Source organism: Propionibacterium freudenreichii subsp. freudenreichii (genome assembly GCF_000940845.1).
Lineage (GTDB): Bacteria > Actinomycetota > Actinomycetes > Propionibacteriales > Propionibacteriaceae > Propionibacterium > Propionibacterium freudenreichii.
Genome location: NZ_CP010341.1, coordinates 1,808,822 through 1,832,107, shown reverse-complemented (window position 1 = coordinate 1,832,107; position 23,286 = coordinate 1,808,822). Strand labels below are relative to the sequence as shown.

The following is a 23,286-nucleotide window of genomic DNA, read 5'->3' as shown; positions in this document are numbered from 1 at the left end:
GCCACCAATTCGCGGGCGGTCCCTGTGGTGGGCGGCAGGCGGCCAATATATTGACGCCATGAGTGAATCCACCGAGCTGGACGCGATCCTGACCGATCTGGTGACCGGCGCCATCGGCACCGCTGAGGCGGCCCGCCGCATCAAGGCCCTGGCACCGGCCCCGTCGCCGAGCCAGCCTCCGGAGGAGGCCGCCTACGACCACACCGAAGCCGTCGATGGGACGCCCGACGCCGGCTCGCACCAGGAGGCCCACGCCGAACAGGCGGGCAACCGCAGCGAGCCGGCGCAGGGGCCACGTGAGCCGTCGGGCAGCCACGGCGTCACGGCCGTGCAGGTGCGGGTCACCGGACGCCGCGTGCGGGTGCTCGGCGACCAGACCATCGCCACCGTGGCCGTCGAGGGGCCCCACTCGCTGCGCCGTCGCGGCGACCTGCTCGAAGTGATCAGCGAGGACGAGCCGAAGTCGTCGTCCAGGGGGTTCGGGCTCGGCAGGATCCCGCGCAGCCGTGAGGACCTGCGTCGGATCGGGCTGGGGGAGCCGCTCATCGTGCGGGTGAACACCCAGATCGAGGTCAGCGTCGAACTCACCGGAGGCAGCCTCAACACCGCCGGCGTGCCCTATCTCGACACCGTGCGGGTGACCGGCGGGCTCACCGAGCTGCGCGATGTCACGCGCGTGTCCGACATGCTCGTGCAGGCCGGCGGTGCCAGCATCCATGGCGATTTCCGCGGCGGCCGCAGCAGGGTGAAGGTGGAGACCGGGAACCTGAACGTGGCCCTCACCCCCACCGCCAATGTGACCATCACCGCCTCGGCGCGCCTGGGTGGCGTGAGCTGGCCCGACGACGGTGCCGGGCTCGACGAATTCGTGGCCGGCAATGGCGCGGGGCGCCTCGACCTCAATGCCTTCGTCGGACGCATCTCGGTGCGCCGCGACGATGGTTCGGCAACCAGCCCCGACGCGGGGGCCACCCGGGACTCCGGCGCGGGGAAGCAGTGGTGGGAGGTCTGGAAGGACTGAGCCACTGGATCCCGATGTGGCGCGTGGCAGATGATGACGTGACAGGATGATGAGGGGCCCCGGACACCATGGTGTCCGGGGCCCCTCATCATCGATCGCGTGGTTCAGCGAGGGCTCAGGCCTTCTTGGCCTTCTTCGCCTTCTTGGCCTTCTTCGCGCCACCCAGCGCGGTGACGAGCAGTCCGCCGGTGAGCGAGAGGTTCTTCTCGAAGTGGATCTGCTGGTTCACCTTGTCGCCGCCCTCGTACTTCCAGAAGGGGTGGCCCATGTAGGTGGTGGGCACCATCTGCGCGGCCAGCACCAGGGATGCCAGCCGGGGAGCGATGCCCAGGGCCAGTGCGACGCCGGCGGCGGTCATCGTGCCGCCCTGCAGCTTGGTGAGGGTCACTGCGGACACATCGGGCAGGATGTCGCGCACCGGCGCGGGCACCTTGTCGAGCAGGTCGTCCGTGACGCCGGCCATCTGATCGGCATTCTGGAACACGGCACAGCCGCGACGCACGAAGACGGTGGCGAACAGCGAACGCGCTGCAAAGTGGGCAATTCCCATGACAAAACTCCTTGTTCGGATGATTGAAGCGTGAAATAACCGTGTCGGTGTGAGCCTATGGCAAGCACCGGGCCACGGAGGTCAGATCACTTTGCGAACGATTCGACCTTCATGATCTTCACCGACACCTCGCGGCCGTTCGGTGCCTGGTATTCGACGGTGTCGCCGGCGCTCCTGCCCAGCACGGCCGCGCCGAGGGGCGACTGCGGGCTGAACACCTGGGTGTCCACCGACTTGTCCACGCCCATCATCTCGCGGCTGCCGAGCAGGAAGACGTCGGTGTCATCGGGGTCGCCGTCGTAGGCGACGGTCACGGTGCTGCCGGCGGTCACCTCGTCGGGAGCGCCCTGTGGCTCGCCGACCTCGGCATGCTGCAGCATCTGTTCGAGCTGGCGGATCCGCAGTTCCTGCTGGCCCTGTTCCTCGCGGGCCGCGTGGTAGCCGCCGTTCTCGGACAGATCGCCCTCAGCCTTGGCGGCCCCGATCTTCTTGGCGATCAGACTGCGTCCCTCGCCCTTGAGGTAGTCAAGCTCCTCCTGGAGCTTGGTATACGCATCCTGCGTCATCCAGATCGTCTGCTTGTCACTCATTGCTCCATCCTATCGAGGCGGGGCGGCCATGGCTGACGCCGTCGCGTGGCGAGGTGGGTGCTGCCGGTGTTGAGGGGCTGTGCAGACTAGGGGCATGTCAGTGCCCACCAGCGACCCGTCCAACGCGGGTCTGCGACTTCTCCATGTGCATGCCCATCCCGACGACGAGTCGAGCAAGGGCGCGGCCACCACCCTGAAGTACGTCCATGAGGGCGTGCGGGTGATGGTGGCCACATGTACTGGTGGCGAGCGCGGCAGTGTGCTCAACCCGGCGATGGACCGCCCCGAGGTGTGGGACCACATGCCCGAGATCAGGCGTTCGGAGATGGCGCACGCCCGCGAGATCCTCGGTGTGGAGCAGCGCAGCCTGGGATACATCGACTCGGGGTTGCCCGAGGGCGACCCGCCCGACCCGCTGCCGCCGGGCTCCTTCGCCACGCTCGACCCGGAGGTGGCAGCCGCGCCGTTGGTGAAGATCATCCGCGAATTCAAGCCGCAGGTGATGACCACCTATGACGAGAACGGCGGCTATCCCCACCCCGACCACATCCAGTGCCACCGCGTGTCGGTGGCGGCGTTCCGCCAGGCGGCCGATCCCGAGGTGCTGCCCGAGTACGGCGAGCCCTGGCAGGTGAGCAAGCTGTACTACCAGATGAGCTTCCACCGGTTGCGCTATGCGGCCCTCGACGCCGCAATGCACGAACGGGGAATGGATTCCCCCTATTCGGAGCGCCTCGCCGAGTGGGAGAACCGCGACTACGAGCAGCGCATCACCACGCGGGTGCCCTGTGGGGACTTCTTCGCCCGGCGCGACGACGCCCTGCGTGCCCACGAGTCCCAGATCGACCCGCACGGCTTCTGGTTCGCCGTGCCGCTGGACATCCAGCGCAAGGTCTGGCCCACCGAGGACTTCCAGCTGGTCTACAGCCGCGTGCCCACCTTCGTGCCTGAGAACGACCTGTTCGACGGGTTGCGCCCCGGCACCAAGGCACCGGACCCGTCCGATACGTGGATCATCTGACTCCCTGCGGGAGTGGATCATCCGACGTCCTGCGGAAGTGGACTGACCGATGATGGGGCGCCGGGGGGATTGGTGCCCCATCATCCAGACCGCCAATAGGATTGGCGTATGGCCAACCGTCTCGTCGCTGAGAGCTCGCCCTATCTCCGAGGGCATGCCGATGATCTGATCGACTGGTGGCCCTGGGGGCCCCGGGCGCTCGCAGAGGCCCGCCGTCGACAACTGCCCGTGCTGCTGTCCGTCGGATACGCCTCCTGCCACTGGTGCCATGTGATGGCCCAGGAGAGCTTCCGTGATCCGCAGGTGGCCCAGTTCGTCAACGACAATTTCGTGGCGATCGCGGTCGACCGCGAGGAGCGTCCCGACGTCGACCAGGTGTTCATGAACGCCACCCAGGCATTGACCGGCCAGGGCGGCTGGCCGATGACGGTGTTCTGCACGCCCGATGGAGAGCCCTTCTTCGCCGGCACCTATTTCCCTTCGCAGGCCCGCGACGGCCAACCAAGCTTCCTGCAGGTCTGCCAGACGCTTGCCCGGGCATGGGCCGAACGGCGCGACGAGGTCGTCGAATCCGGTGCCCATATCGCCTCCCAACTCGCCGACCAGGCGTCCGTCGCCGACCCGGCGGGGGACCAGACCGGCGAGCCCCCGGCCGCCGATGAACTGCTGGCCGGCGCGCTGGCGCTCGTCGACCCCGACAACGGCGGCTTCGGCACCGCCCCCAAGTTCCCGCAGCCGGCCAGCCTGGATGCCCTCATGGTCACCGGTGAACCGCACCAGATCGGGGCCGTGCAGCTGAGCCTGGAGCACATCGTGCGCGGCGGCATCCACGACATCGTCGGTGGCGGCTTCCACCGCTATGCGGTCGACGCGGCATGGGCCGTCCCGCACTTCGAGAAGATGCTCGACGACAACGCCCTGCTGCTGGGCACGCTCACCCGGGCCTGGCGACGTACCGGGCCCGAGACCGGCGACCTGCGCGAACACTTCGAACTGGCGATCCGCGGCATCGTCGGATGGCTCTCGCGCGAGATGGCGATCACCACCGATGCCGGCACGGCCTTCGCCTCCGGCCAGGACGCCGATTCCCTGGACGCCGACGGCCAGCGGGTCGAGGGGGCCTTCTACCTGTGGACGCCCCACCAGGTGGAGGCCGTGTTCAACCGGCGGGACGCACTGTTCGCCCAGGCGGTCTTCCACCTGACGCCCAAGGGCACGATGCCTGACCACAGCTCGACGCTGCGCCTGCACGGCGACCCGGACCCCGACCGGCTCAAGCGGATCCTTGGCGAGCTGCGCGAGGTGCGCGCCGAGCGTCCCGCCCCCGCCCGCGACGACAAGGTGGTGGCCGGCTGGAACGGGCTGCTGGCCGACTCGCTCACCTCGGCGGCGATGGTCTTCGGTGAACCCGAGTGGCTCACCATGGCACGCTCCGTGCTCGACTACCTGTGGAGCGTGCACCACTTCGACACCGACCACGCGGCGCGCAGCTCCCTGGCCGGCGTGGCGGGTCCCGCACCCGCTGTGCTGGAGGACTACGCCGGCTTCGCGCTGGGTGCCGCTCGCCTTGCCGGTGCCACCGGTGACACCGAGCTGCTGGACCGTGCCGTGACCGTGCTCGGCCGTGGCGTCGAGCTGTTCGGCGCCGACGACGGCGGATTCTTCGACGCCCAACACGACGAGGCACTGTTCACCCGGGCCCGGCAACTGGCCGACGAGGGCGGTCCCTCGGCCACGAGCATCATGGTCACCGCCCTGCAGGTGGTGGCCGGCCTCACCGGCAATCGGGACTGGGCCGACCGCGCCCGCCGTGCCGAACCCGGCCTGTGGCAGGTGCTCGAGCAGACGCCCCTGGCGTCGGGCTGGGGGCTGACGCAATTGGCCATCGACGCGCAGGCGACCGCCGGCATGGGACGCGCCCAGGTGGCGATCGTCGACCCCGAGTCGCGGCCCATGGGCCTGCTGGCCCGCGCGGTGTGGCGGTTGGCGCCCGAGGGCACCGTCGCGGCCCTCGGCACTCCCGACGCGCCCGGCTTCGGGGAACTCTTCGCGCAGCGTCACGACATCGACGGCGCCCCCACCGCCTACATCTGCCGCGACGAGACCTGCTTCGACCCGGTGACCGACTTCACCCGCCTGCGCGACCCCCTGTGGCGACGCGTCGTGCGGGCAAGCCTGCCGGCCGACGGCCGCCGGAAGGGCACACGCCCCGCCCACGACCACGGACCCGGCGATCGAGCCCACGGCGCGCCGGGCCATGACCACGGGCCCGCCACCGACGGGATGCGCGTGATGTCGCACGTCGCCACCGACAAGCCGCGCTTCGAATGGCGCACCCTGCGGACTGCGGAATTCGGGTTCCCCGGAGACCAGCGCGATGCCCTGGTGGCCGCCGTCCTCGACGGCACCAAGACCGCCACGTCGGAGCCGCTCGACGGCTACCGGCGCCATGACCTCGACCCGGGCGACGAGCTCGGCAACTATGAGGTGGTCGTCGACTCGCTCAACCAGCCCGTCGCCCTGATCCGCATCAACAGCGTGGCGACCGTGCCGCTCGCCGACGTCGACCAGGCCCATGCGGCACGCGATGGGCGCGGCTTCACCACCGCCGCCCAGTGGCGCACTGCACACGAGGAGTTCTGGAACAGCGACGACTTCCGCGCCAAGCTCGGTGAGCCCACCCTGGAGCTGGGCGATGACACCCCCATCGTGCTGCTCGGATTCCGCACCTACCGCCCCGGCGACGTCGTGGCCGGGCATGTGGTCGACTTCTCCGACGTCCCCGGGGCCTGAGGGCTCGCCGACGCCTTCGTCCATCGAAAGGAATCCCATGGATCTTCCCCATCGCGCCCCGACCGGCGAGGATGCTGCCCCGGTTGCCCAGGACAAGCCGCCCTTCGCGTGGCGCGAGCTGCCAAGGGCCGAATTCGGCCTGCCCGGAGAGCTGCGTGACATCCTGCTCACCGCGCTGATGGCCGGCACCAAGACCGGCACCAGCAGCCTGCTGGCCGAGTTCGAACGCGAGGGACGCGATCCGCTGGCAGAGCGCGGCGGCTACGAGCTGGTGGTCGACTCCGACGAGGCGCCCGTCGCAATCATGCGCATTGCGCGGGTGCAGGTATTGCCCTTCGCGCAGGTCGACGTGGCGCACGCCGAAACCGAGGGATTCCCCACGATCGAGCAGTGGCGCGACGCCCACCTGGCCCTGTGGACCAGCCGGGTCTTCCTCGACCTGCTCGGCGAGCCACCGATCATGCTCGACGGCGACACCGCCGTGGTGCTCACCAGGTTCCGCGCCTACCGCCCCGGCGACATCGTCGCCGGACATGTCATCGACTTCGACGCCTGAGCGGCCCGGACGCTACTTCCCGAAGCGTCGTTCGCGCTGCTGGTAGGAGCGCAGCGCGCGATAGAAGTCGATCTTGCGGAAATCGGGCCACAGGGCCTCGCAGAAGTACAGCTCGGAATGGGCGCTCTGCCAGGGCAGGAAGCCGCTGAGCCGCTGCTCGCCCGAGGTGCGGATCAGTAGGTCCGGGTCGGGCTGGCCCTTGGTGTACAGGTGGTCGGCGATCTGGTTCGGGTCCAGGGTGCGGGACAGTTCCTCGAGGGTGGTTCCCTTCGCGGCTTCGGCGGCCAGCAGGGAGCGCACCGCATCGCGCAGTTCGTGGCGTCCGCCATAGGCGACGGCGATGTTGATGTGGATACCCGTGTTGTCGATGGTCTCCAGCGCGGCCTCGCGCAGGGTGGTCGCCAGCGATTCGGGCAACAGGTCGAGGTCGCCCATCGGCTGCACGCGGTAGTCGGGCACGGCGGCCAGGTCGCGGGTGAGCCGATCGATCACGCCCATGAGGGGCAGTAGTTCGTCGGGCCCGGAGCGTTGCAGGTTCTCGGTGGACAACACCCACAGCGTGACCACGCCGATGCCCACCTCGTCGCACCAGCCCACGAATTCGCGCAACTTGTCGGCGCCGGCCTTGTAGCCCACCTCAAGCGGCTGGCCGGGCGCATTGGTGCGCGCCCAGCGTCGGTTCCCGTCGGCGAGCACCGCCACATGGCGTGGCATCTCGCGCGGATCGAGCCCGGCACGCAGACGTGTTTCATAGGTGGAATAGATCAGGCGGGTAGGTGAGAGGCGGTCCCACGTTTCGCTCGCCCCTTCGTGGTGCACCATGGTGGCAGCCTATCCGCCCGCACCAGTCGCCCACCGGCAGAAGCGGCCGACGGGCCGGTGGCCACGACCAGGGTTCCCGATGTCGGGCGGGCGCTACGACCCTCGTCTGATGGAGGGGCGTCCCCACCACGGATCCCGCGCGGAATACCGCGATCGCGGACTCGCCGACGCAAAACCTACGGTAGCGTAGGTTACGTGATGGGGTCGCAGCGTCAGGGTTCAGCCACGCGGCGCCGGACCGCGCGTCCGTCCACCGATGGCGCGGGTCACCCCGCCGGTGCCGAGCGTTCGGACACCGCAGCGGCCACACCGGCCAAGCCGAAGATGCGCGGCTGGCTGCACGCCGGGATGACCCCACTGATCTTCCTGGCGATCCTGGCGCTGATAGTGCACACCGCCAGCTGGTCGGGACGCCTCGCCGAGGCGATCTACCTGGTCACGGCCCTGATGCTGTTCGGCAACTCGGCGATCTACCACCGCGGCCACTGGAGCCCCCGGATCTCGGGGATGCTGCGCCGCTTCGACCACTCGAACATCGCGATCTTCATCGCGGGCACCTATACGCCGCTGGCGGTGCTGATGCTCCACGGCGCATCGCGGGTGACGCTGCTGTGCATCGTGTGGGCCTGCGCCGCCGTCGAGGTGGCCTGCCGCAACCTGTGGATGGGGGCGCCTCGCATCCTGTACACGGGCCTGTACATCGCGATGGGGTGGGCCGCCGTGTTCTGGATCCCGCAGTTCTGGCGCGCCGGCGGCCCGGGCGTCGTCATCTGGCTGATCGCCGGCGGATTGTGTTACACCGTGGGGGCGGTGGTGTACGCGTTCAAGTGGCCCAATCCGTCACCGCGCTGGTTCGGCTTCCACGAGATCTTCCATGCCGGCACCGTCGTGGGGGCAGCCTGCCACCTTGTCTCCATCTGGCTGGCGGCCGGCTGAGCCGCCGCGCGGCACCCGTCGGGTGGGCTTGACCCCGGGCGCCGCTATTCGTCGTCGGCGATTTCGCCGGCATCGGAGGCCGCCTGGTCAGCTTGGCGCGCCTTGTCGATCGTCGCCCTGGCCGCGTCCAACCAGCCCTGGCAGATGCGTGCGAGCTTCTCGCCGCGCTGCCACAGCTGCATGGAATCGGCCAGCGGAACCCCGCCGGACTCCAGCTTTGTCACCACATCGGCCAACTCGGCGCGGGCCTGCTCGTAGCTCAGTTCGGGCTGTTCGTCGGCTGCCATGGCAGTCCTTTCCTTGGAAGTGTCGGGTCGTGGGTGGGGCAATGGGGTCATCGTGCGGGCGGGTCGTCGGCACCTGCGGGCCCCGAACCACCCGGAAGTGTGTCGTCAACCTCCACCACCAGGCGTCCGTCCGACAGGAAGACCATCAGCTGGTCACCCGGCTCGGTCTGGGTCACTGAGGTGACCGAGGCATTGTCCGCATCGGCCACGATGGCGTAGCCGCGCTCCAGGGTCGCCTTGGGCGACATGGCCCGGATGCGCTGCACGGCATGGGCCACATCGGTGCGTTCGTGGTCGAGCAGCCGATCGATGGCGGTGTCGAGGCGGAAGCGCATCATCTCGAGCTGCTCGGTGTGGCCCGACAGGGCAGCGGACGGATCGGAGAGCACGGGACGCGAGACCAGCTGGTTGAGTTCTGCCTGGGCGTTGCTGACGCGGGCGATGATCGCCGTGCGCGCCCGGGCCACCAGCTGGGCCACGGCGTGACGCTCCTCGGCGGCATCGGGCACGATGCGCTTGGCGGCGTCGGTGGGGGTCGACGCCCGTAGGTCGGCCACCAGGTCGAGGATCGGCGTGTCCGGTTCGTGACCGATGGCGCTCACCACGGGCGTCGAGGCGGCGGCGACCGCACGCACGAGCCCCTCGTCGCTGAACGGCAGCAGGTTCTCCAGGGAACCACCACCGCGGGCAATGACGATCAGGTCAACCTGCGGGTCGGCGTCGAGCTCGGCCAGCGCGGCCGTGACATCGGCCACCGAGCTGGGGCCCTGCACCAGGGCGTGGCGCACGCGGAATCGTGCCGAGGGCCAGCGTCGTTGGGTGTTGGTGAGCACATCGCGTTCGGCGGCTGAATCGGCGCCGGTGATCAGTCCGATGAGCCGCGGGATCATCGGGAGCGGCTTCTTGCGGGCGGGGCTGAACAGGCCCTCGGCCTGGAGCTTGCGCTTGAGTTTCTCGAGCTCGGCAAGCAGCTGGCCCTCGCCGGCAATGCGCAGCTCGAAGCATTCGAAGCTGAGGCGGGCGGTCTTGTTCCACACGCGGGGCCGCACCTTGGCCAGCACGGTGGTGCCCTCGGTCAGGGGCCCGGCCTGGTCGAGCACCGCCGTCGTGGCAGTGACCTGGGCCGACACCTCGGAGCTCGTGTCACGCAGGGTGAGGAAGTGCATATAGGCGCCGGCGCGGCGTCGCAATTCGATCACCTGGGCCTCCACCCAGATGGTGTTCATGCGCTCCACCCAACCCTTGACCCACCCGACGACGGTGCTCAACCGCTCGGCGGTCTGGGGGGTCTGGCCCGGCTTCGTCGCCGGCGCAGCGGAAGCCGACGCGGCTGCCGACGCCGGTTGGGCAGGACCGGAGGTGCGGGCGCCCTGCGGCGACGGGGGCCCCGAGTGCGGCGTGGGGCTGGCGGGCTGCGACATGACCACCACGCTAGTCGCTGGGTGCGCCCATACACTGGACGCCATGACGCAAGAGGGCAGCACCGATCGTCCCGCCAAGCACGTGGTGGTGGCGGCTCCGCGAGGTTATTGCGCCGGCGTCGATCGTGCCGTGGTCACGGTGCAGCGGGCGCTGGCCGTGTACGGGGCGCCGGTCTATGTGCGCAAGCAGATCGTGCACAACCGCCATGTGGTGGAGACCCTGGAACAGCAGGGCGCGATCTTCGTGGATGAGCTCGATGAGGTGCCGGCCGGTGCGCTGGTGATCTTCTCGGCGCACGGGGTCTCCCCGGCGGTGCGCGAGGAGGCGGCGCGCCGCGGGCTGCGCACCATCGACGCCACCTGCCCGTTGGTCACCAAGGTGCACCACGAGGCGAAGCGCTTCGCGAAGGATGGGGTGCCGATCGTGCTGATCGGCCATGAGGGGCACGAGGAGGTCGAGGGCACCACCGGCGAGGCGCCCGACGACATCACGCTGCTGCAGACCCCCGAGGACGTCGATGCGCTCGAGCTGGATCGCAACCAGCCGCTGGCGTGGCTCACCCAGACCACGCTGAGCGTCGATGAGACGCGGGCCACCGTTGAGCGGCTGCGTGAGCGCTTCCCGAATCTGCTCGACCCGCCGAGCGATGACATCTGCTACGCCACCCAGAACCGGCAATCGGCGGTGAAGCTCATTGCCAAGCACTCCGACCTGGTGATCGTGGTGGGCTCGCAGAACTCGTCCAATTCGGTGCGCCTGGTGGAGGTGGCCCGTGAGGCCGGCGCCAAGCAGGCCCGACGCGTGGACAATGCCGACGAGATCGATCCGGACTGGTTCGACGGCGTCAACACGGTGGGCGTCACCAGCGGCGCCTCGGTGCCCGAGGAACTGGTGGACGGGGTGATCGCCCGGCTGGCGCAGTTGGGATATCCCCGCGCCGACGAGGAGCGCCTCGTGGAGGAATCACTGAGCTTCGCCCTGCCGCCCGAGTTGCGTGAGCGCCGGGCCGGCCACGCCGTGCGACGCAGCTGAGGCGGGCGTAGCGGGCGACCCCGGGCCAGCCGTGGCCGGGTCGGGTGGGGCGGCTTCGAGTGCGGCCGTGTCGTCCACCAACTCGGGAGCGGTGAGCACCCGCGGACTCGTCTCGGCGGCCCGTGGTGAGGACAGCTCGTCGTCGGCAAGCTGCAGTTCACCGAACTTGCGGGCCGTCACGAACACGCGCTGCTCCAGGGACCCGACGGTTTCGTTGTAGGCCTTCACGGCACCGCCCAGCGAACGACCCAGCTTGTCCATGTGGGAGCCCATGGTGGACAGGCGCTCATAGAGCTCGCGACCCAGCGTTGCCACCTGCTGGGCGGATTCGGCGAAGGCTGCCTGCTTCCACCCGTGCTGCACGGCCCTCAGCATCGGAATCAGGATCGACGGCGATGACAGGAAGATGCCGTGGCGGGCCGCGTACTCGTGCAGGTCGGGACGCTGGTCCAGCGCCACCTGGAGCAGGGCGTCACTGGGCAGGAAGAGGATCACCATCTCGGGGCTGCCCGCGTCCAGGCGCCAGTAGTTCTTGGCGCCGAGTTGGTTGATGTGGGTGATCACATTGGCCACATACGCGTCGAGCAGGCGGGTGCGCTGATCGGGGTCGTCGGTCTGGAAGGCGTCGATGAAGTTGCCCAGCGGCGCCTTCGAATCGACGAAGATCACCTTGCCATCGGCCAGGTTCACCCTCATGTCCGGGCGGAGTCCGCCGTCTGCGGTCTCGGTGGCCACCTGGGTGTCGAAGTCCACCCGGTCCACCAGTCCGGCGATCTCCACGGTGCGCTTGAGCTGGGTCTCGCCCCAGGCACCCCGCACCTGGGGCTTGCGCAGGGCCGTCACGAGCGCCTCGGTCTCGCGGCGCAGCGTCTCATTGCTGTGGCGCACGCTGGCCACCTGCTGGGCCAGGTCGGCGGCGCCCTGGGCACGGGCCCGCTCCACCTGCAGCAGGCGGTCATTCATCTCGTGGAGGCTCTTGGCCACCGGCTCCATGAGCAGCTTCGTCTCGGCCAGGCGCTCCCCGGCGGTCTGGTTCACCGCCAGGGTCTGCCGCTGCATCGCCTCGCCCGACAGCCGCTGGAATTCCCGCGACATCGCCTCGCGATCGGCCTGCGTGCGCTCCAACTGCGCCTGCAGGGCATCGCGTTGGGCCACGGCACCGGCCAATTCGCCGGAGCGTCCGATGTCCCGGGCCCGCGTGTGCAGGGCACCGACGAAGAAGCCGATGGCCAGGCCCACGGCCAGCAGCAGCACGGCGATCACCACGGTGGAGATACTCATGGGCCCATCCTTGCCCAGCCCTGTGACATTTCCGGGCACGCCGTCCTTCGTCCGGGCGCTGGACCTTTGCCGGGAGCGGGGGAGCCGTCGCCGACTCCGCGTGTACGACGTGTCACGCGAACTGGTTCGTGACCGGGTGCGCTGGTTCAATGGCAACCATGGCCGACCCCAGCGAATTCATGACCGCCTTTGCCCAGTTCATCTCCAGCAGCCCCACCAGCTATCACGCCGCCGAGACCATGTCGGCGCTGCTCGATCGGGCCGGTTTCGAGGCGATGGACGAGAAATTGCCCTGGACCGGTGTCGCGGGACGCCGCTATTTCGTGCGTGGCGGCGCCGTCGTGGCCTGGATCGCCCCCGAACGCGTCGAGCCCACCACCGGGTTCCGCATCGTGGGCGTGCACACGGATTCGCCGGCGCTGAAGCTCAAGCCCGAGCCGGTCTACGACAATGCCGGGTGGCAGCAGCTCAACATGGAGGTCTACGGCGGTCCGTTGATCAACAGCTGGCTCGACCGTGAGCTCGGGCTGGCCGGACGCATCACCACCCGAACCGGTGAGAACCACCTGGTGCGCACCGCGCCGATCATGCGCGTCAGCCAGCTGGCGCCCCACCTGGACCGCTCGGTGAACCAGGCGCTCACCGTGGATCAGCAGTATGAGCTGATGCCCTCCTATGGCCTGGGCAGCGAGCCCGATGTGATCGAGCTGTTGTGTGGGCAGGCCGGCATTCTGCCCACCGAATTCGGGTTTGCCGATGTGTACGCATATCCGACCCAGGAGCCGGCACTGTTCGGCAACCAGAGCGAGTTCTTCGCGTCCAGCAGGCTGGACAACCTCTCGTCGGTGTTCCCCGGGCTGTTGGCGCTGCTGCGGGTGAAGTCACCCCATGACGTCGTCGTCTTCTCGGCCTTCGACCACGAGGAGGTGGGGTCGTCCACCACCAGCGGTGCGGCCGGGCCGCTGCTGTCCGACGCGCTCACCAGGATCGCGGCCGGACTCGAGGTGGGCGGTGATGCCTATCAGGCGATGTTGGCGCGCAGCTCGTGCATCTCGGCCGACGCAGCCCACAGCGTCAACCCCAACCATGTGTCCAAGTACGACCCCGTGGTGCGTCCGCTGATGAACCAGGGCCCGGCGCTGAAGGTGAACGCCAAGCAGCGCTATGCCACCGACTCGGTGACCGCCTCGTTGTGGCTGCGGGCGTGTGAGGCGGCCGGAGTGGTGCACCAGTCGTTCGTGTCGAACAACGACGTGCCCTGCGGCACGACGATCGGGCCGATCACCGCCACCCGGTTGGGCATCCCCACCGTGGACGTCGGCGTGCCGATCCTGTCGATGCACTCGACTCGCGAGATGTGTGGCAGCCAGGATCCGCAGTTGCTGAGCAGGGCACTGGAGGCCTACTGGATGGGGGCCTGAGCCTGCGATTGGCGGCGTTCGGGGCAGGGGTGGACGCGCTCGGCGGCCGGTGGCTGCGGGCGGTTGGAACGGGTCGACGGCCGGTGGCTGCGGGCGGTTGGAACGGGTCGACGGCCGGTGGCTGCGGGCGGTTGGAACGGGTCGACGGTAACCTAGCCAGTTGTGGCACTCACCATTGGAATCGTCGGCCTCCCCAACGCCGGCAAATCGACCCTGTTCAACGCGCTGACCCGCAACGACGCCCTTGCCGCGAACTACCCGTTCGCGACGATCGAGCCGAATGTGGGCGTGGTCGGCGTGCCCGACGGACGCCTGGACGTGCTGGGCAAGATGTTCGACTCGGCCAAGCTCGTGCCGGCCACGGTGACCTTCGTGGACATCGCCGGCATCGTGAAGGGCGCCTCGCAGGGTGAGGGGATGGGCAACGCCTTCCTCGCCAATATCCGCGAGGCCGATGCGATCTGCCAGGTCACCCGGATGTTCACCGATGTGGACGTGACCCATGTGGACGGGCAGGTGAATCCCGGTTCCGACCTTGACACCATCACCACCGAGCTGGTGCTGGCTGACCTGCAGACCCTGGAGAAGGTGCTGCCCAAGGTGGAGAAGGAGGCCGCGATCCGCAAGGAGACGCGACCCAAGGCGGAGGTCTACCGCAAGGCCTATGAGACGCTCGCCGCCGGCACCGGCATCTTCCAGGCCGGGCTGGATCCCGAGCCGTTGCACGACCTGTGGCTGCTCACCGCCAAGCCCTACATCTATGTGTTCAACTGCGATCAGGACCAGCTGGCCGACGCCGACCTGTTGGACCGCACCCGCAAGCTCGTGGCGCCCGCCGAGGCGATCTTCCTCGACGCGAAGTTCGAGTCCGAACTGGTGGAGATGAGCGACGAGGAGGCCGCGGAGTTCCTCGCCGATACCGGCGTGGAGGAGCCCGGCCTGAACCAGTTGGCGCGGGTGGGTTACGACACGCTGGGCCTACAGAGCTTCCTGACCGCCGGCGAGAAGGAATCGCGCGCCTGGACCATCCACAAGGGTTGGACCGCCCCGCAGGCGGCCGGCGTGATCCACACCGACTTCGAGAAGGGCTTCATCAAGGCCGAGGTGGTCAGCTTCAACGAGCTGGTCGAGTACGGCGGCATGAAGGAGGCCCAGGCGGCCGGTCGCGTGCGCCTTGAGGGCAAGGAATACGTGATGCAGGACGGGGACGTGGTGGAGTTCCGTAGTGGACTAACGTCTGGCGGCAAGAAGTGACACTCGTTGCGTTGTGGGTTCGTAGGAACGCGACCCTCGGCGAATTGGTCGCGGTGAGTGACTCTCGACTGAGCGGTGGTGAGAGCTGGGACCGTTGCCCCAAGCTTGTCCCGCTTCCCCGTCCGGCGACTGCAATAGCGATGTCAGGACACGCAACAACGGCGTATGCATTCGTGCTTCAGGCGATGAACGCGTGCTTGCTACTTGATGGCAATGAAATCGGGCGCACTGACATTCGATATCTCGCCAACAAGCTGCGAGACCTGTATGCGGATAGCCGTCAAGACGTCGGAGATCTTCCCTGGGGCCAAATGACGGCTAATGTTCCGGACCTCGATGTCGTGCTATTCGGGTGGTCTTGGCGTCGCCTCCGGTTTGAAGCGTACTCGTATAGTTACGACAGTCGCGGTGAGTTGGTGATGAAGTCTATTAGTGACTTGAATGAATCGACTGCATACGGGGTTTATTTCGCAGGTGACGCTAGCCAGGAAGCTAGGGCGAATCTTTACCAGATTCTCAACGAGAAGAATGCACCGCGTCCGCTCAGTGGTCATCCGGAGGCAGCCGAGCAGGCGCGGAGGGCGAATCTCGACTGGGAACCCCTCCAGGTGCTTCAGCGGCTGATTGATAACGCCGATGTCCGCACAGTCGGCGGCGTCCCGCAGTTGTTGAAGATCTATCAGAACGGACTCTCAGAAGCCTTCGTCTGGCGAGACAAGTCCGGAGACTATTTTGGTGGACGTGAGGTCAAGCACGGTGAGCGATTCGATCGACGAATCGCTCAGTTCGTCGACGGACAACTTAGGCTTGCGCACTCGGACCGGTCCATCGGAACCGAGGCCGGGGGGCTGAGTAATCCTGATGACGAAGCGTGAAGCGGTGGAGTTCTGTAGCGGAATACCCTCTGGGGGGAAGAAATGAGACTCGACATGGAGGGTGCTCCGTCCTTTGATCAGTCGCGAGCTTTTTACGTAGGGCTAAACAAGGTTGCCGATGCGCTAATCGCTGGTAGGCACACGATCGCCGATCACTCGTACAGCGCGAGCACGAAGACCAAAGGGGTCGGCGCTGTCTCTCCAGCTGGTGTCGTGGGTGGTCTCATCGTGAGCGGGGCTCTTGAAGCTGGAGTGAAGTCGAACGTAGTATCCGACCGCACCGATCGTAGTCAGCTCCTCGCGGTCGCGCCCGAGGTTCTCGCCGACGTGACAGCGCACTCACTTGCGGCTCAACGCGGTGCCGCGTTCGAGCCGGGGCGCGATTATCACTTCCGAGGAGCAACCCGTTTCGCCATCCGAACCCATGATGATTTCAGAGAACCGCACGAGCTCGAGGATGCGCCCAGGCTTGGGCTTTGGCTGATTGAGATCCCAGACACCCTTCCCGTGCACGAAGCGCAATCCGTAACTTGGGTGGTGCTCAGCGGCACGGCAGAAGGTCAGCTTAAGACGGTGCTTGGCGGGAGCGTTTCCGACTGGCGGGGTGGATCGCAAACGGAGCACCTGTTCGAACTCCTCAGAGCGAAGATGCTGGGGGAGGAGCGCGAGGATAGTGACGAACGCTGGTTGCGAGATCCCTACTATGCCCTGGCGGCGAGAAACCTTCTAAGCGACTCTCGTGAGCAGAACGTTGAAATTGCGTTCATGTGTCTGGATGTACACGACTGCCCGACCTCCGGTGATGGTGCTGAAGTTAGTTACCTCAACTGGGGGCCGGCGTCGACCAACCGCGAAGCTTTCGTGAGTCGAGTGATACTCGGCACGCCCTATTTCGTGCAGTTCGTTCAGGCAGCGCCTCACGGCGAAGGTGCTGAAGATCGCAGCTTGTGGCAGAGATTTAAGGAGTATTTCGGACTATGAGCGATCGAATCGTGGTGGAGTTCCGTACGGGAATTACGTCTGGGGGTAAGAAGTGATCAGGGACGCGCACGAAGCGAACGAGACCACGAAGCCGAACGACTTTGAGCTGGCACGCCTCCGCTCGGTCTTGCCGGAGTACTTCGACAAGGATGGCGGCTTCAGGCTCGACCGCCTTCAGGAGGCGCTGAGTTCCGCGGACGTTTCGATGACGAGGGAAGGCTACGAGCTCAAGTTCCTCGGGAAGTCCTACGCCAAGTACCTGACCTCGACGCGGACCGAGACGGTCATGGTCCCTGACCTCGAGCACAACGCTGAGGCGGCGAACGCTGAGTCGGAAAATCTGTACATCGTCGGTGACAACTTGGATGCGCTCAAGCACCTACTGGGGTCGTACGCGGGCCAGGTCAAGTGCATCTACATCGATCCGCCGTACAACACGGGTTCCGATGGGTTCGTCTACGTCGACGACTTCGGCTTCACGGCGAAGGACCTGGTCGAAAAGGTGGGTCTTGACGAGGACGAGGCCGAGCGGGTGATGGCGCTCCAAGGCAAGTCGTCGCATTCGGCGTGGCTTACCTTCATGTATCCCCGACTCGAGCTTGCGAAAGAATTGCTCGCTGACGACGGCATCATCTTCATCAGCATCGATGACAACGAGCAGGCGAATCTCAAGGCGCTGTGCGATGAGGTGTTCGGCGAACAGAATTTCGTCGCGAGTTTCGCGTGGCGGACCGATGGGAATCTTGACAACCAGGCGACAGTCAAGATCAATCACGAGTACGTGCACATGTATGCGAAGCGTGTGCCAGACATGTTCATCGCCGGAGTCAAGGACCCGAACCTGTCCGACGAGAGCAAGCTGTTCAACGACGAGATCCGCAACTCGGTCGTCAAGAATGGTCCCAAGAACCCTGTCTCCGAGATCGTCCTGGAACCCGGGTTTCCAGCTGGCTTCGACGAAGGGATTATCCCCGCGAGAACCGACAAGTTTCCCAACTACGACGTGGACTTGGTTATCGCGGGAGGAAAGCTCATCAACCGAGTGACGGCACGGACCGGCTGGGCCAACGGTGCTTTGCTGGCTCTTCGCGATCCGGGGTGTAGCGGGGGGTTGAGTCTGGCTGGCGTGTCGGGGTGGGTGTGAGGGTCGGGGTCTTCCGATGATGGGAGTTCCTACGCTGCCCATCTGAAAGACCCCGACGTGTCCCACGCTACCTTTGCTGCCCCCGATCTGACCACGTTCGCCCGCCTGGATGACCTCGGCCTCGTGGTGGTGGGCCAGAGAGTCCTCCCGGATCGCTGCGAGGTGGCCTGCCGGGTGGTGGACGATGACCGGTGGTGTCGCGAGTGTGGGTGCGAAGGGATCCCCCGCGACACCGTGGTCCGTCGCCTCGCCCACGAGCCCTCGGGCTGGAGACCGGTGACACTGGTGGTGCGAGTGCGTCGCTACCGCTGTTCGGGGTGTGGGCGTGTGTGGAGGCAGGACACCACTGGGGCGGCCCAGCCGCGCTCGAAACTGTCCCGGGGCGGACTGCGTTGGGCCCGTGGCGGGCATCGTCGTCCAACACCTCACCGTCGCCCGGGTCGCTGAGGGTCTGGGCGTGTCCTGGGACTGCGCCAACACCTCCGTCCTGGAGGAGGGACGCAGGGTCCTCATCAACGATGAGCATCGCTTCGAGGGTGTGACCACGATCGGGGTGGACGAGCACGTGTGGCGGCACACGCGCAGGGGCGACAAGTTCGTCACCGTGATCATCGACCTCACCCCGCTGCGCGAGGGAAGGGGTCCTGCCAGGTTGTTGGACATGGTGGAGGGCCGCTCCAAGAAGGCCTTCAAGGAGTGGCTCAGCCAGCAAGACCCTGCGTGGCGCGACCGGATTGAGGTGGTCGCCATGGACGGCTTCACCGGGTTCAAGACCGCAGCGAAGGAAGAACTCCCCGACGCGGTGGAGGTCATGGATCCCTTCCACGTCGTCCAGCTCGCCGGCGATGCCCTGGACCACTGCCGCCAGCGCGTCCAGCAAGACACCACCGGACATCGAGGCCGGTCCGGGGATCCCCTGTACGGGGTGCGCAAGACCCTGCACACCGGGATGGATCTCCTCACAGACAAGCAACGCACCCGCCTGGAGGGCGTCTTCGCCCAGGACGCTCACGTCGGGGTGGAAGCCACCTGGGGCATCTACCAGAAGATCGTGGCCGCCTACCGCGATCCCGACCCCAAGGCCGGGCGAGCCCAGCTGGCCCACGTCATCGAGGTCATCAGCCGCGGCGTTCCCGCCGCCCTCGCTGAGATCATCACCCTGGGGCGCACCCTCAAGCGGCGCGCCACAGACGTCCTGGCCTACTTCGAGCGCCCCCACACCTCCAACGGCCCGACAGAAGCCCTCAATGGCCGACTGGAACACCTGCGCGGCTCAGCCTTGGGCTTCCGAAACCTGACGAACTACATTGCCCGCAGTCTCCTCGAGGCCGGAGGATTCAGACCCCAACTACACCCTCAATCGTGAAGAGCCGCTTTGCTGCGGAGCTTCATTGCTGGCGAGTATGCCCCGGTTGTTGATTCCAAGGGGCAGGACACGGTCTTCGAACTCACGAACACGGGAGCCATCGACAACGTCAAGATCCGGCGTGCGGACCAACAGCACATTCTGACCGTGCTCATGAATCTGGGGACGGTCGAGACAGCGGGAAACGCGCTTGCCGAGATGGGTTGCCCCTTCCCATATCCGAAGCCTGTCCCGTTGATTAAGTACTTGGTTTCGTTCGCGCCCGACGACGCGCTGGTTCTCGACTTTTTCTCAGGGTCGGCAACGACCGCTCATGCGGTGATGCAGTTGAATGCTGAGGACGCGGGGACACGTCGCCACATTGCAGTCCAGTGGCCGGAGAAGGTAGCGCCCGGCACGAAAGCGGCGACGGCAGGATTCGATACCATCGACCAGCTTGGCCGGATGCGGATCCAGGCTTCAGCGGAACAGATTCAGAATCAGTCGAACGCTACGATCGACTACGGCTTCCGTCTATTCCGTCTCGAGAAGCCGAGTGAGAAGACGCTCGATCAGCTTCAGGCCTTCGATCCTAATGAGGACGGCGTGATGTTTGCTGGCGATTTCGTGTCGAAGTTTGCGTCCCACGGGACGCCGGGAGACCAGGTCGCGCTTTCTACTTGGCTCGTTCAGGACGGTTTCGGCCTGACGCCTGAGGTGAACGACGTGGGGCTCGATGACTACAAGCTGAAGGTTTGCGAGGACTCCGCTTACGTCATCGAGTCGGGACTCGACAGCGACGACGTGATGGCGCTCGTGGCCAAGCTCGAGGCCGGTGAGCTCGATCTGAAGCGTCTCGTCGTCTTCGGGTACTCGGTGCCGTTCTCGGTCATGCACGAGCTGAAGCAGAATCTCACGTCGCTTCGGTCGGGGCAGACCGTCTCGGTGATCGAGCGGTACTGACCCATGCAGATCCGACTTCAGACTCTGGAACATCAGCAGCGTGCGCTGAATGCGCTGACCCGCGTCTTCAGGGACGTGGAGTTCGACACCAGTACCCCGCCCGCGGCGAACATCGCCTTTGACCCGGCGGATCCTCAGCTTCGCGAGAACATCAACGCGATCCAGTCGGGTGTTGTGGACGGGATTGCTGCGATCCCTCGTCCATGGCGGGGACACGTAGATGACGGTGTTCTCGGGGTCGACGCCAAGATGGAGACCGGCACCGGCAAAACGCTGGTCTACACGCAGCTCATGTACGAACTGAACCGCCTCTACGGCTTCACGAAGTTTATCCTTCTCGTGCCCTCGACACCGATCAAGGAAGGCGCGAAGGCGTTCATCCGGTCGGACTACGCACGCCAGTACTTCGCTGATGCGTACGGCCCGCAGATGGAGCTGCGCCTCGATGTCCTCGATCCGCAGAAGCGATCGAAGGGGCGGAAGATGATGCCGAACTCGGTTGTCAACTTCGTGCACGGCTCGCGGCTCTCGCCTGGTCGGATCTCCGCTCTCCTCATGACCGACGGCATGCTGCAGTCGAAGAAGACGATGGCGTTCGACTACGACCAGACGGTGCTCGGCACGACCAGTGTCCCCTACGAGGCGCTTCGTGGGACTCGCCCCATCGTCATTATGGATGAGCCGCATCGCTTCCGACGCGACAACAAGGCGTATCAGACGCTCATCGACGAGATCCGGCCCTTGGCGGTCTTCCGCTTCGGCGCGACGTTCCCGGAGCTCGGCAAGACGGGGAAGACCGACTACAACAACCTCGTGTTCAACCTCGGTGCCGTCGAGTCGTTTAACGAGCAGTTGGTCAAGGGCGTCCAGGTCCAGTACCCACAGGACAGCAGCAGCGATACGACGCGCCTGAAACTCACGAGCGTCTCTGCGCGCAAGCCGAAGCAGGCGACGTTCCAGAACATCGGCACGGGGAAGTCCCTCACCTTCGATATGGGGGAGTCCCTCGGCATTGCGGACCGCGCATTCGCGGGCATCACAATCGAGGGGATCGGTAGGACCGACAACCCGACGATCAAGTCCGGCGTCACGCTGTCCAACGGTCAGGCGCTGGGGACAGGGGACATCCTCTCGGCCCGGGTCTACTCCGACACCTATCAGAGCCTGATGATGCGGCAGGCACTCGACAACCACTTCGAGACCGAGTGGGAGAACTTCCGCCGCTCGTCCAGGGTCAAGACGCTCACCCTGTTCTTCATCGACTCGATCGAGTCCTATCGCGGCAGCGACGGTTCGAAAGGGCACCTCAGGCAGCGCTTCGAGGAGCTCCTCGCTGCACGGCTCACCGCGGAGATCGAGAAGCGCGAGGGCGACTCCTCGCCCGTCGCGAAGGAGTATGTCGCCTACCTGCGGGCGTCGCTCGCTGACGTCGAGGCGGCGAACGGTGGATACTTCTCCGCGGACAACTCCACAACCGACGAGGCCATCCAGCGAGAGGTCGACGACATCCTCCGCAACAAGGAGGCGATGCTGTCCTTCGAGACGGCGAACGGTGCGCCGAACACTCGTCGATTCCTGTTCTCGAAGTGGACGCTCCGTGAGGGCTGGGACAACCCGAACGTGTTCCAGATCGTCAAGCTCCGGTCGTCCGGGTCGGAGATCTCGAAGCTCCAGGAGGTGGGCCGTGGCCTCCGGTTGCCCGTGGACGCGAAGGGCACTCGTCTCGCGGGCGAGCAGTTCTACCTCACCTACCTCATCGACTACACGGAGCAAAAGTTCGCCGAGTCTCTCGTCGACGAGATCAACTCCGACGTCGCCGTGGGCCCAGCCAAGGTGAAGGAGCTACTGCCCAAGGTCGCCGACGAGCTCGGCAAGACGGAGACGGAACTCTTCATCGAGCTCCTGCAGCAGGGGCTCGTCGATCCCGACAAGAACGTCGTACCGGGGCGCGAAGATGACCTGTTCGCTGCCTACCCCGCGTTCAACAAGACGGGCCTGAAGCCTGACAAGGTGGTGAAGGGAAATCAGAAGGTTAAGGTCGGCATTCGCTCCGAGCGGTACTCCGCGCTCAAGGACCTCTGGGAGACGCTGAACGCCAAGTACTACCTCCGCCTCGACGAGCTCGCGGCCGGCGAGATCGATGAGTGCATCGACGAGGTGCTGGGCGCTGATATCTACCGGCAGGAGTTCGGTCGATTCGCGCAAGATGTCGTCGTGCAGGCTGACGAGGGCTCGTCCCTGGAGGTTCGGACGGAGACGAAGAAGGTCTTCAACGCAACCGAGACGATGCCGTACGGCGACTGGCTGAAGCGTGTCCGTGCTCAGACGGGACTGCCGATCGATCGTGTCCACGCGGGGCTCGTCCGCCTCGACGCGAAGAAGAGCCTCCCCGCCGACTTCTTCAACAAGGCGACCCTGCATGAGTTTGTTGCTGGGTTCACGGAGTGGATGGAGCGTAACTACCTCGAGCGGTTCACGTACTCGAAGATCGAGGGGCTCGTACTCGGCACGGAACTCACCGATGCAGATGGTGCCCCGCTCGAGAGCATCACGCAGGGCAACATCGGCGTCTTCCGCGACGAAAAGGCTATCGTTCCGGACAAGTTCCTGTACGACGCGTTTGTGTATGACTCACCGAAGGAGCATGACACGATCCGCGACTCCAAGCTCGACGCGGTCATCGTCTTCGGGAAGATCCCGCGCCGATCGATCAAGGTCCCCATGTACTTCGGCGGAACCACGAGCCCGGACTTCATGTACGTGCTCAAACGCGAGGACGGCGGTCTGTCCCTAAACTTCATCATCGAGACGAAGGACGTCAAGAAGCGCTCCGACCTCCGCGAGAGCGAGAAGCTCAGGATGACGGCGGCGCAACGGTTCTTCGAGGCGATGAGCTCGGAAGATATCGATGTGACGTTCCGCGATCAGGTGCACCGCGATGATATCGCTTCGCTGATCAAACAGGTCCTGTCTAACTGATTGGTTTGGCTGG

At 66.1% G+C, this 23,286-nt stretch carries 19 protein-coding genes and 1 pseudogene; 14 read left to right on the top strand and 6 right to left on the bottom strand.

Translation table 11 applies throughout. From position 1 onward, the window contains the following. The first annotated feature begins 58 nt into the window (after positions 1-58). Entirely contained in the window at positions 59-1,021 is a 963-nt protein-coding gene (locus RM25_RS07970) for a hypothetical protein (RefSeq protein WP_052809158.1), read from the top strand. Positions 1,022-1,136: 115 nt separating this feature from the next. Here the strand turns inward: RM25_RS07970 and RM25_RS07965 are convergent, their stop codons facing one another. Together RM25_RS07965 and greA are read right to left on the bottom strand one after the other, a co-directional pair. Then, entirely contained in the window at positions 1,137-1,571 is a 435-nt protein-coding gene (locus RM25_RS07965) for a DoxX family protein (RefSeq protein ID WP_044636286.1), read from the bottom strand. An 86-nt stretch (positions 1,572-1,657) separates the two neighbouring features. Continuing rightward, positions 1,658-2,161: a transcription elongation factor GreA gene (gene greA, locus RM25_RS07960; RefSeq protein WP_013161573.1), complete on the bottom strand. Its 504-nt coding sequence runs from the start codon at positions 2,159-2,161 to the stop codon at positions 1,658-1,660. A gap of 94 nt (positions 2,162-2,255) precedes the next feature. On the opposite strand from greA, the gene mca reads away from it, so the two are divergent. From mca to RM25_RS07945, 3 genes are all read left to right on the top strand, one after another. Then, entirely contained in the window at positions 2,256-3,182 is a 927-nt protein-coding gene (mca, locus tag RM25_RS07955) for a mycothiol conjugate amidase Mca (protein ID WP_013161572.1), read from the top strand. A gap of 108 nt (positions 3,183-3,290) precedes the next feature. Beyond that, positions 3,291-5,975 carry a DUF255 domain-containing protein gene (locus RM25_RS07950; RefSeq protein ID WP_080774519.1) on the top strand — a complete coding sequence of 895 codons (2,685 nt, stop codon included), beginning with the start codon at positions 3,291-3,293 and terminating at the stop codon, positions 5,973-5,975. Positions 5,976-6,012: 37 nt separating this feature from the next. Next, complete coding sequence (locus tag RM25_RS07945) at positions 6,013-6,531, top strand: ASCH domain-containing protein (RefSeq protein WP_013161570.1); 519 nt, start codon at positions 6,013-6,015, stop codon at positions 6,529-6,531. Between the two features lie 12 nt (positions 6,532-6,543). Here RM25_RS07945 and uppS read toward each other — a convergent pair whose 3' ends face one another. Continuing rightward, positions 6,544-7,353 (bottom strand): polyprenyl diphosphate synthase, encoded by an 810-nt coding sequence (gene uppS / locus RM25_RS07940; protein ID WP_044636285.1) that lies wholly within the window; start codon positions 7,351-7,353, stop codon positions 6,544-6,546. A 324-nt stretch (positions 7,354-7,677) separates the two neighbouring features. Between uppS and trhA the strand changes: the two genes are divergently transcribed. After that, a complete protein-coding gene (gene trhA, locus RM25_RS07935; RefSeq protein ID WP_044636809.1) occupies positions 7,678-8,289 on the top strand; it encodes a PAQR family membrane homeostasis protein TrhA in 612 nt (203 codons plus the stop codon). Positions 8,290-8,333: 44 nt separating this feature from the next. Here trhA and RM25_RS07930 read toward each other — a convergent pair whose 3' ends face one another. Both RM25_RS07930 and xseA read right to left on the bottom strand, forming a co-directional pair. Then, positions 8,334-8,576, bottom strand: coding sequence for an exodeoxyribonuclease VII small subunit (locus RM25_RS07930; RefSeq protein WP_013161567.1), 243 nt, complete (start codon positions 8,574-8,576; stop codon positions 8,334-8,336). Positions 8,577-8,623: 47 nt separating this feature from the next. Beyond that, positions 8,624-9,997, bottom strand: a complete 1,374-nt coding sequence (gene xseA, locus RM25_RS07925; protein ID WP_013161566.1) for an exodeoxyribonuclease VII large subunit — start codon at positions 9,995-9,997, stop codon at positions 8,624-8,626. A gap of 43 nt (positions 9,998-10,040) precedes the next feature. Between xseA and RM25_RS07920 the strand changes: the two genes are divergently transcribed. Next, positions 10,041-11,030 carry a 4-hydroxy-3-methylbut-2-enyl diphosphate reductase gene (locus RM25_RS07920; protein ID WP_013161565.1) on the top strand — a complete coding sequence of 330 codons (990 nt, stop codon included), beginning with the start codon at positions 10,041-10,043 and terminating at the stop codon, positions 11,028-11,030. Here the strand turns inward: RM25_RS07920 and RM25_RS07915 are convergent. Next, positions 10,962-12,311 carry a DNA recombination protein RmuC gene (locus tag RM25_RS07915; protein WP_013161563.1) on the bottom strand — a complete coding sequence of 450 codons (1,350 nt, stop codon included), beginning with the start codon at positions 12,309-12,311 and terminating at the stop codon, positions 10,962-10,964. The two genes, RM25_RS07920 and RM25_RS07915, sit on opposite strands and share 69 nt — an antisense overlap. Before the next feature lie 149 nt (positions 12,312-12,460). On the opposite strand from RM25_RS07915, the gene RM25_RS07910 reads away from it, so the two are divergent. The 8 genes and pseudogenes from RM25_RS07910 to RM25_RS07875 all read left to right on the top strand — a co-directional run bounded on the left by RM25_RS07910 (position 12,461) and on the right by RM25_RS07875 (position 23,273). Beyond that, positions 12,461-13,732, top strand: coding sequence for a M18 family aminopeptidase (locus tag RM25_RS07910; RefSeq protein WP_044636284.1), 1,272 nt, complete (start codon positions 12,461-12,463; stop codon positions 13,730-13,732). A gap of 162 nt (positions 13,733-13,894) precedes the next feature. Beyond that, entirely contained in the window at positions 13,895-14,986 is a 1,092-nt protein-coding gene (gene ychF, locus RM25_RS07905) for a redox-regulated ATPase YchF (protein ID WP_044636283.1), read from the top strand. Between the two features lie 173 nt (positions 14,987-15,159). Then, positions 15,160-15,861, top strand: a complete 702-nt coding sequence (locus RM25_RS07900) for a hypothetical protein (RefSeq protein WP_044636282.1) — start codon at positions 15,160-15,162, stop codon at positions 15,859-15,861. A 42-nt stretch (positions 15,862-15,903) separates the two neighbouring features. Beyond that, complete coding sequence (locus RM25_RS07895) at positions 15,904-16,842, top strand: hypothetical protein (RefSeq protein WP_044636281.1); 939 nt, start codon at positions 15,904-15,906, stop codon at positions 16,840-16,842. Between the two features lie 52 nt (positions 16,843-16,894). Next, positions 16,895-17,986 (top strand): site-specific DNA-methyltransferase, encoded by a 1,092-nt coding sequence (locus RM25_RS12980; protein WP_257009016.1) that lies wholly within the window; start codon positions 16,895-16,897, stop codon positions 17,984-17,986. Between the two features lie 57 nt (positions 17,987-18,043). Beyond that, positions 18,044-19,352 (top strand): annotated as a pseudogene (locus RM25_RS07885) (ISL3-like element ISPfr8 family transposase). 9 nt (positions 19,353-19,361) lie between these two features. After that, the gene (locus RM25_RS07880) at positions 19,362-20,294 is read left to right on the top strand and encodes a DNA methyltransferase (RefSeq protein WP_052809157.1); all 933 of its coding nucleotides are present in this window, start codon (positions 19,362-19,364) and stop codon (positions 20,292-20,294) included. Between the two features lie 3 nt (positions 20,295-20,297). Continuing rightward, positions 20,298-23,273, top strand: a complete 2,976-nt coding sequence (locus tag RM25_RS07875) for a type III restriction-modification system endonuclease (RefSeq protein ID WP_044636280.1) — start codon at positions 20,298-20,300, stop codon at positions 23,271-23,273. The last annotated feature ends 13 nt before the right edge of the window (positions 23,274-23,286 follow it).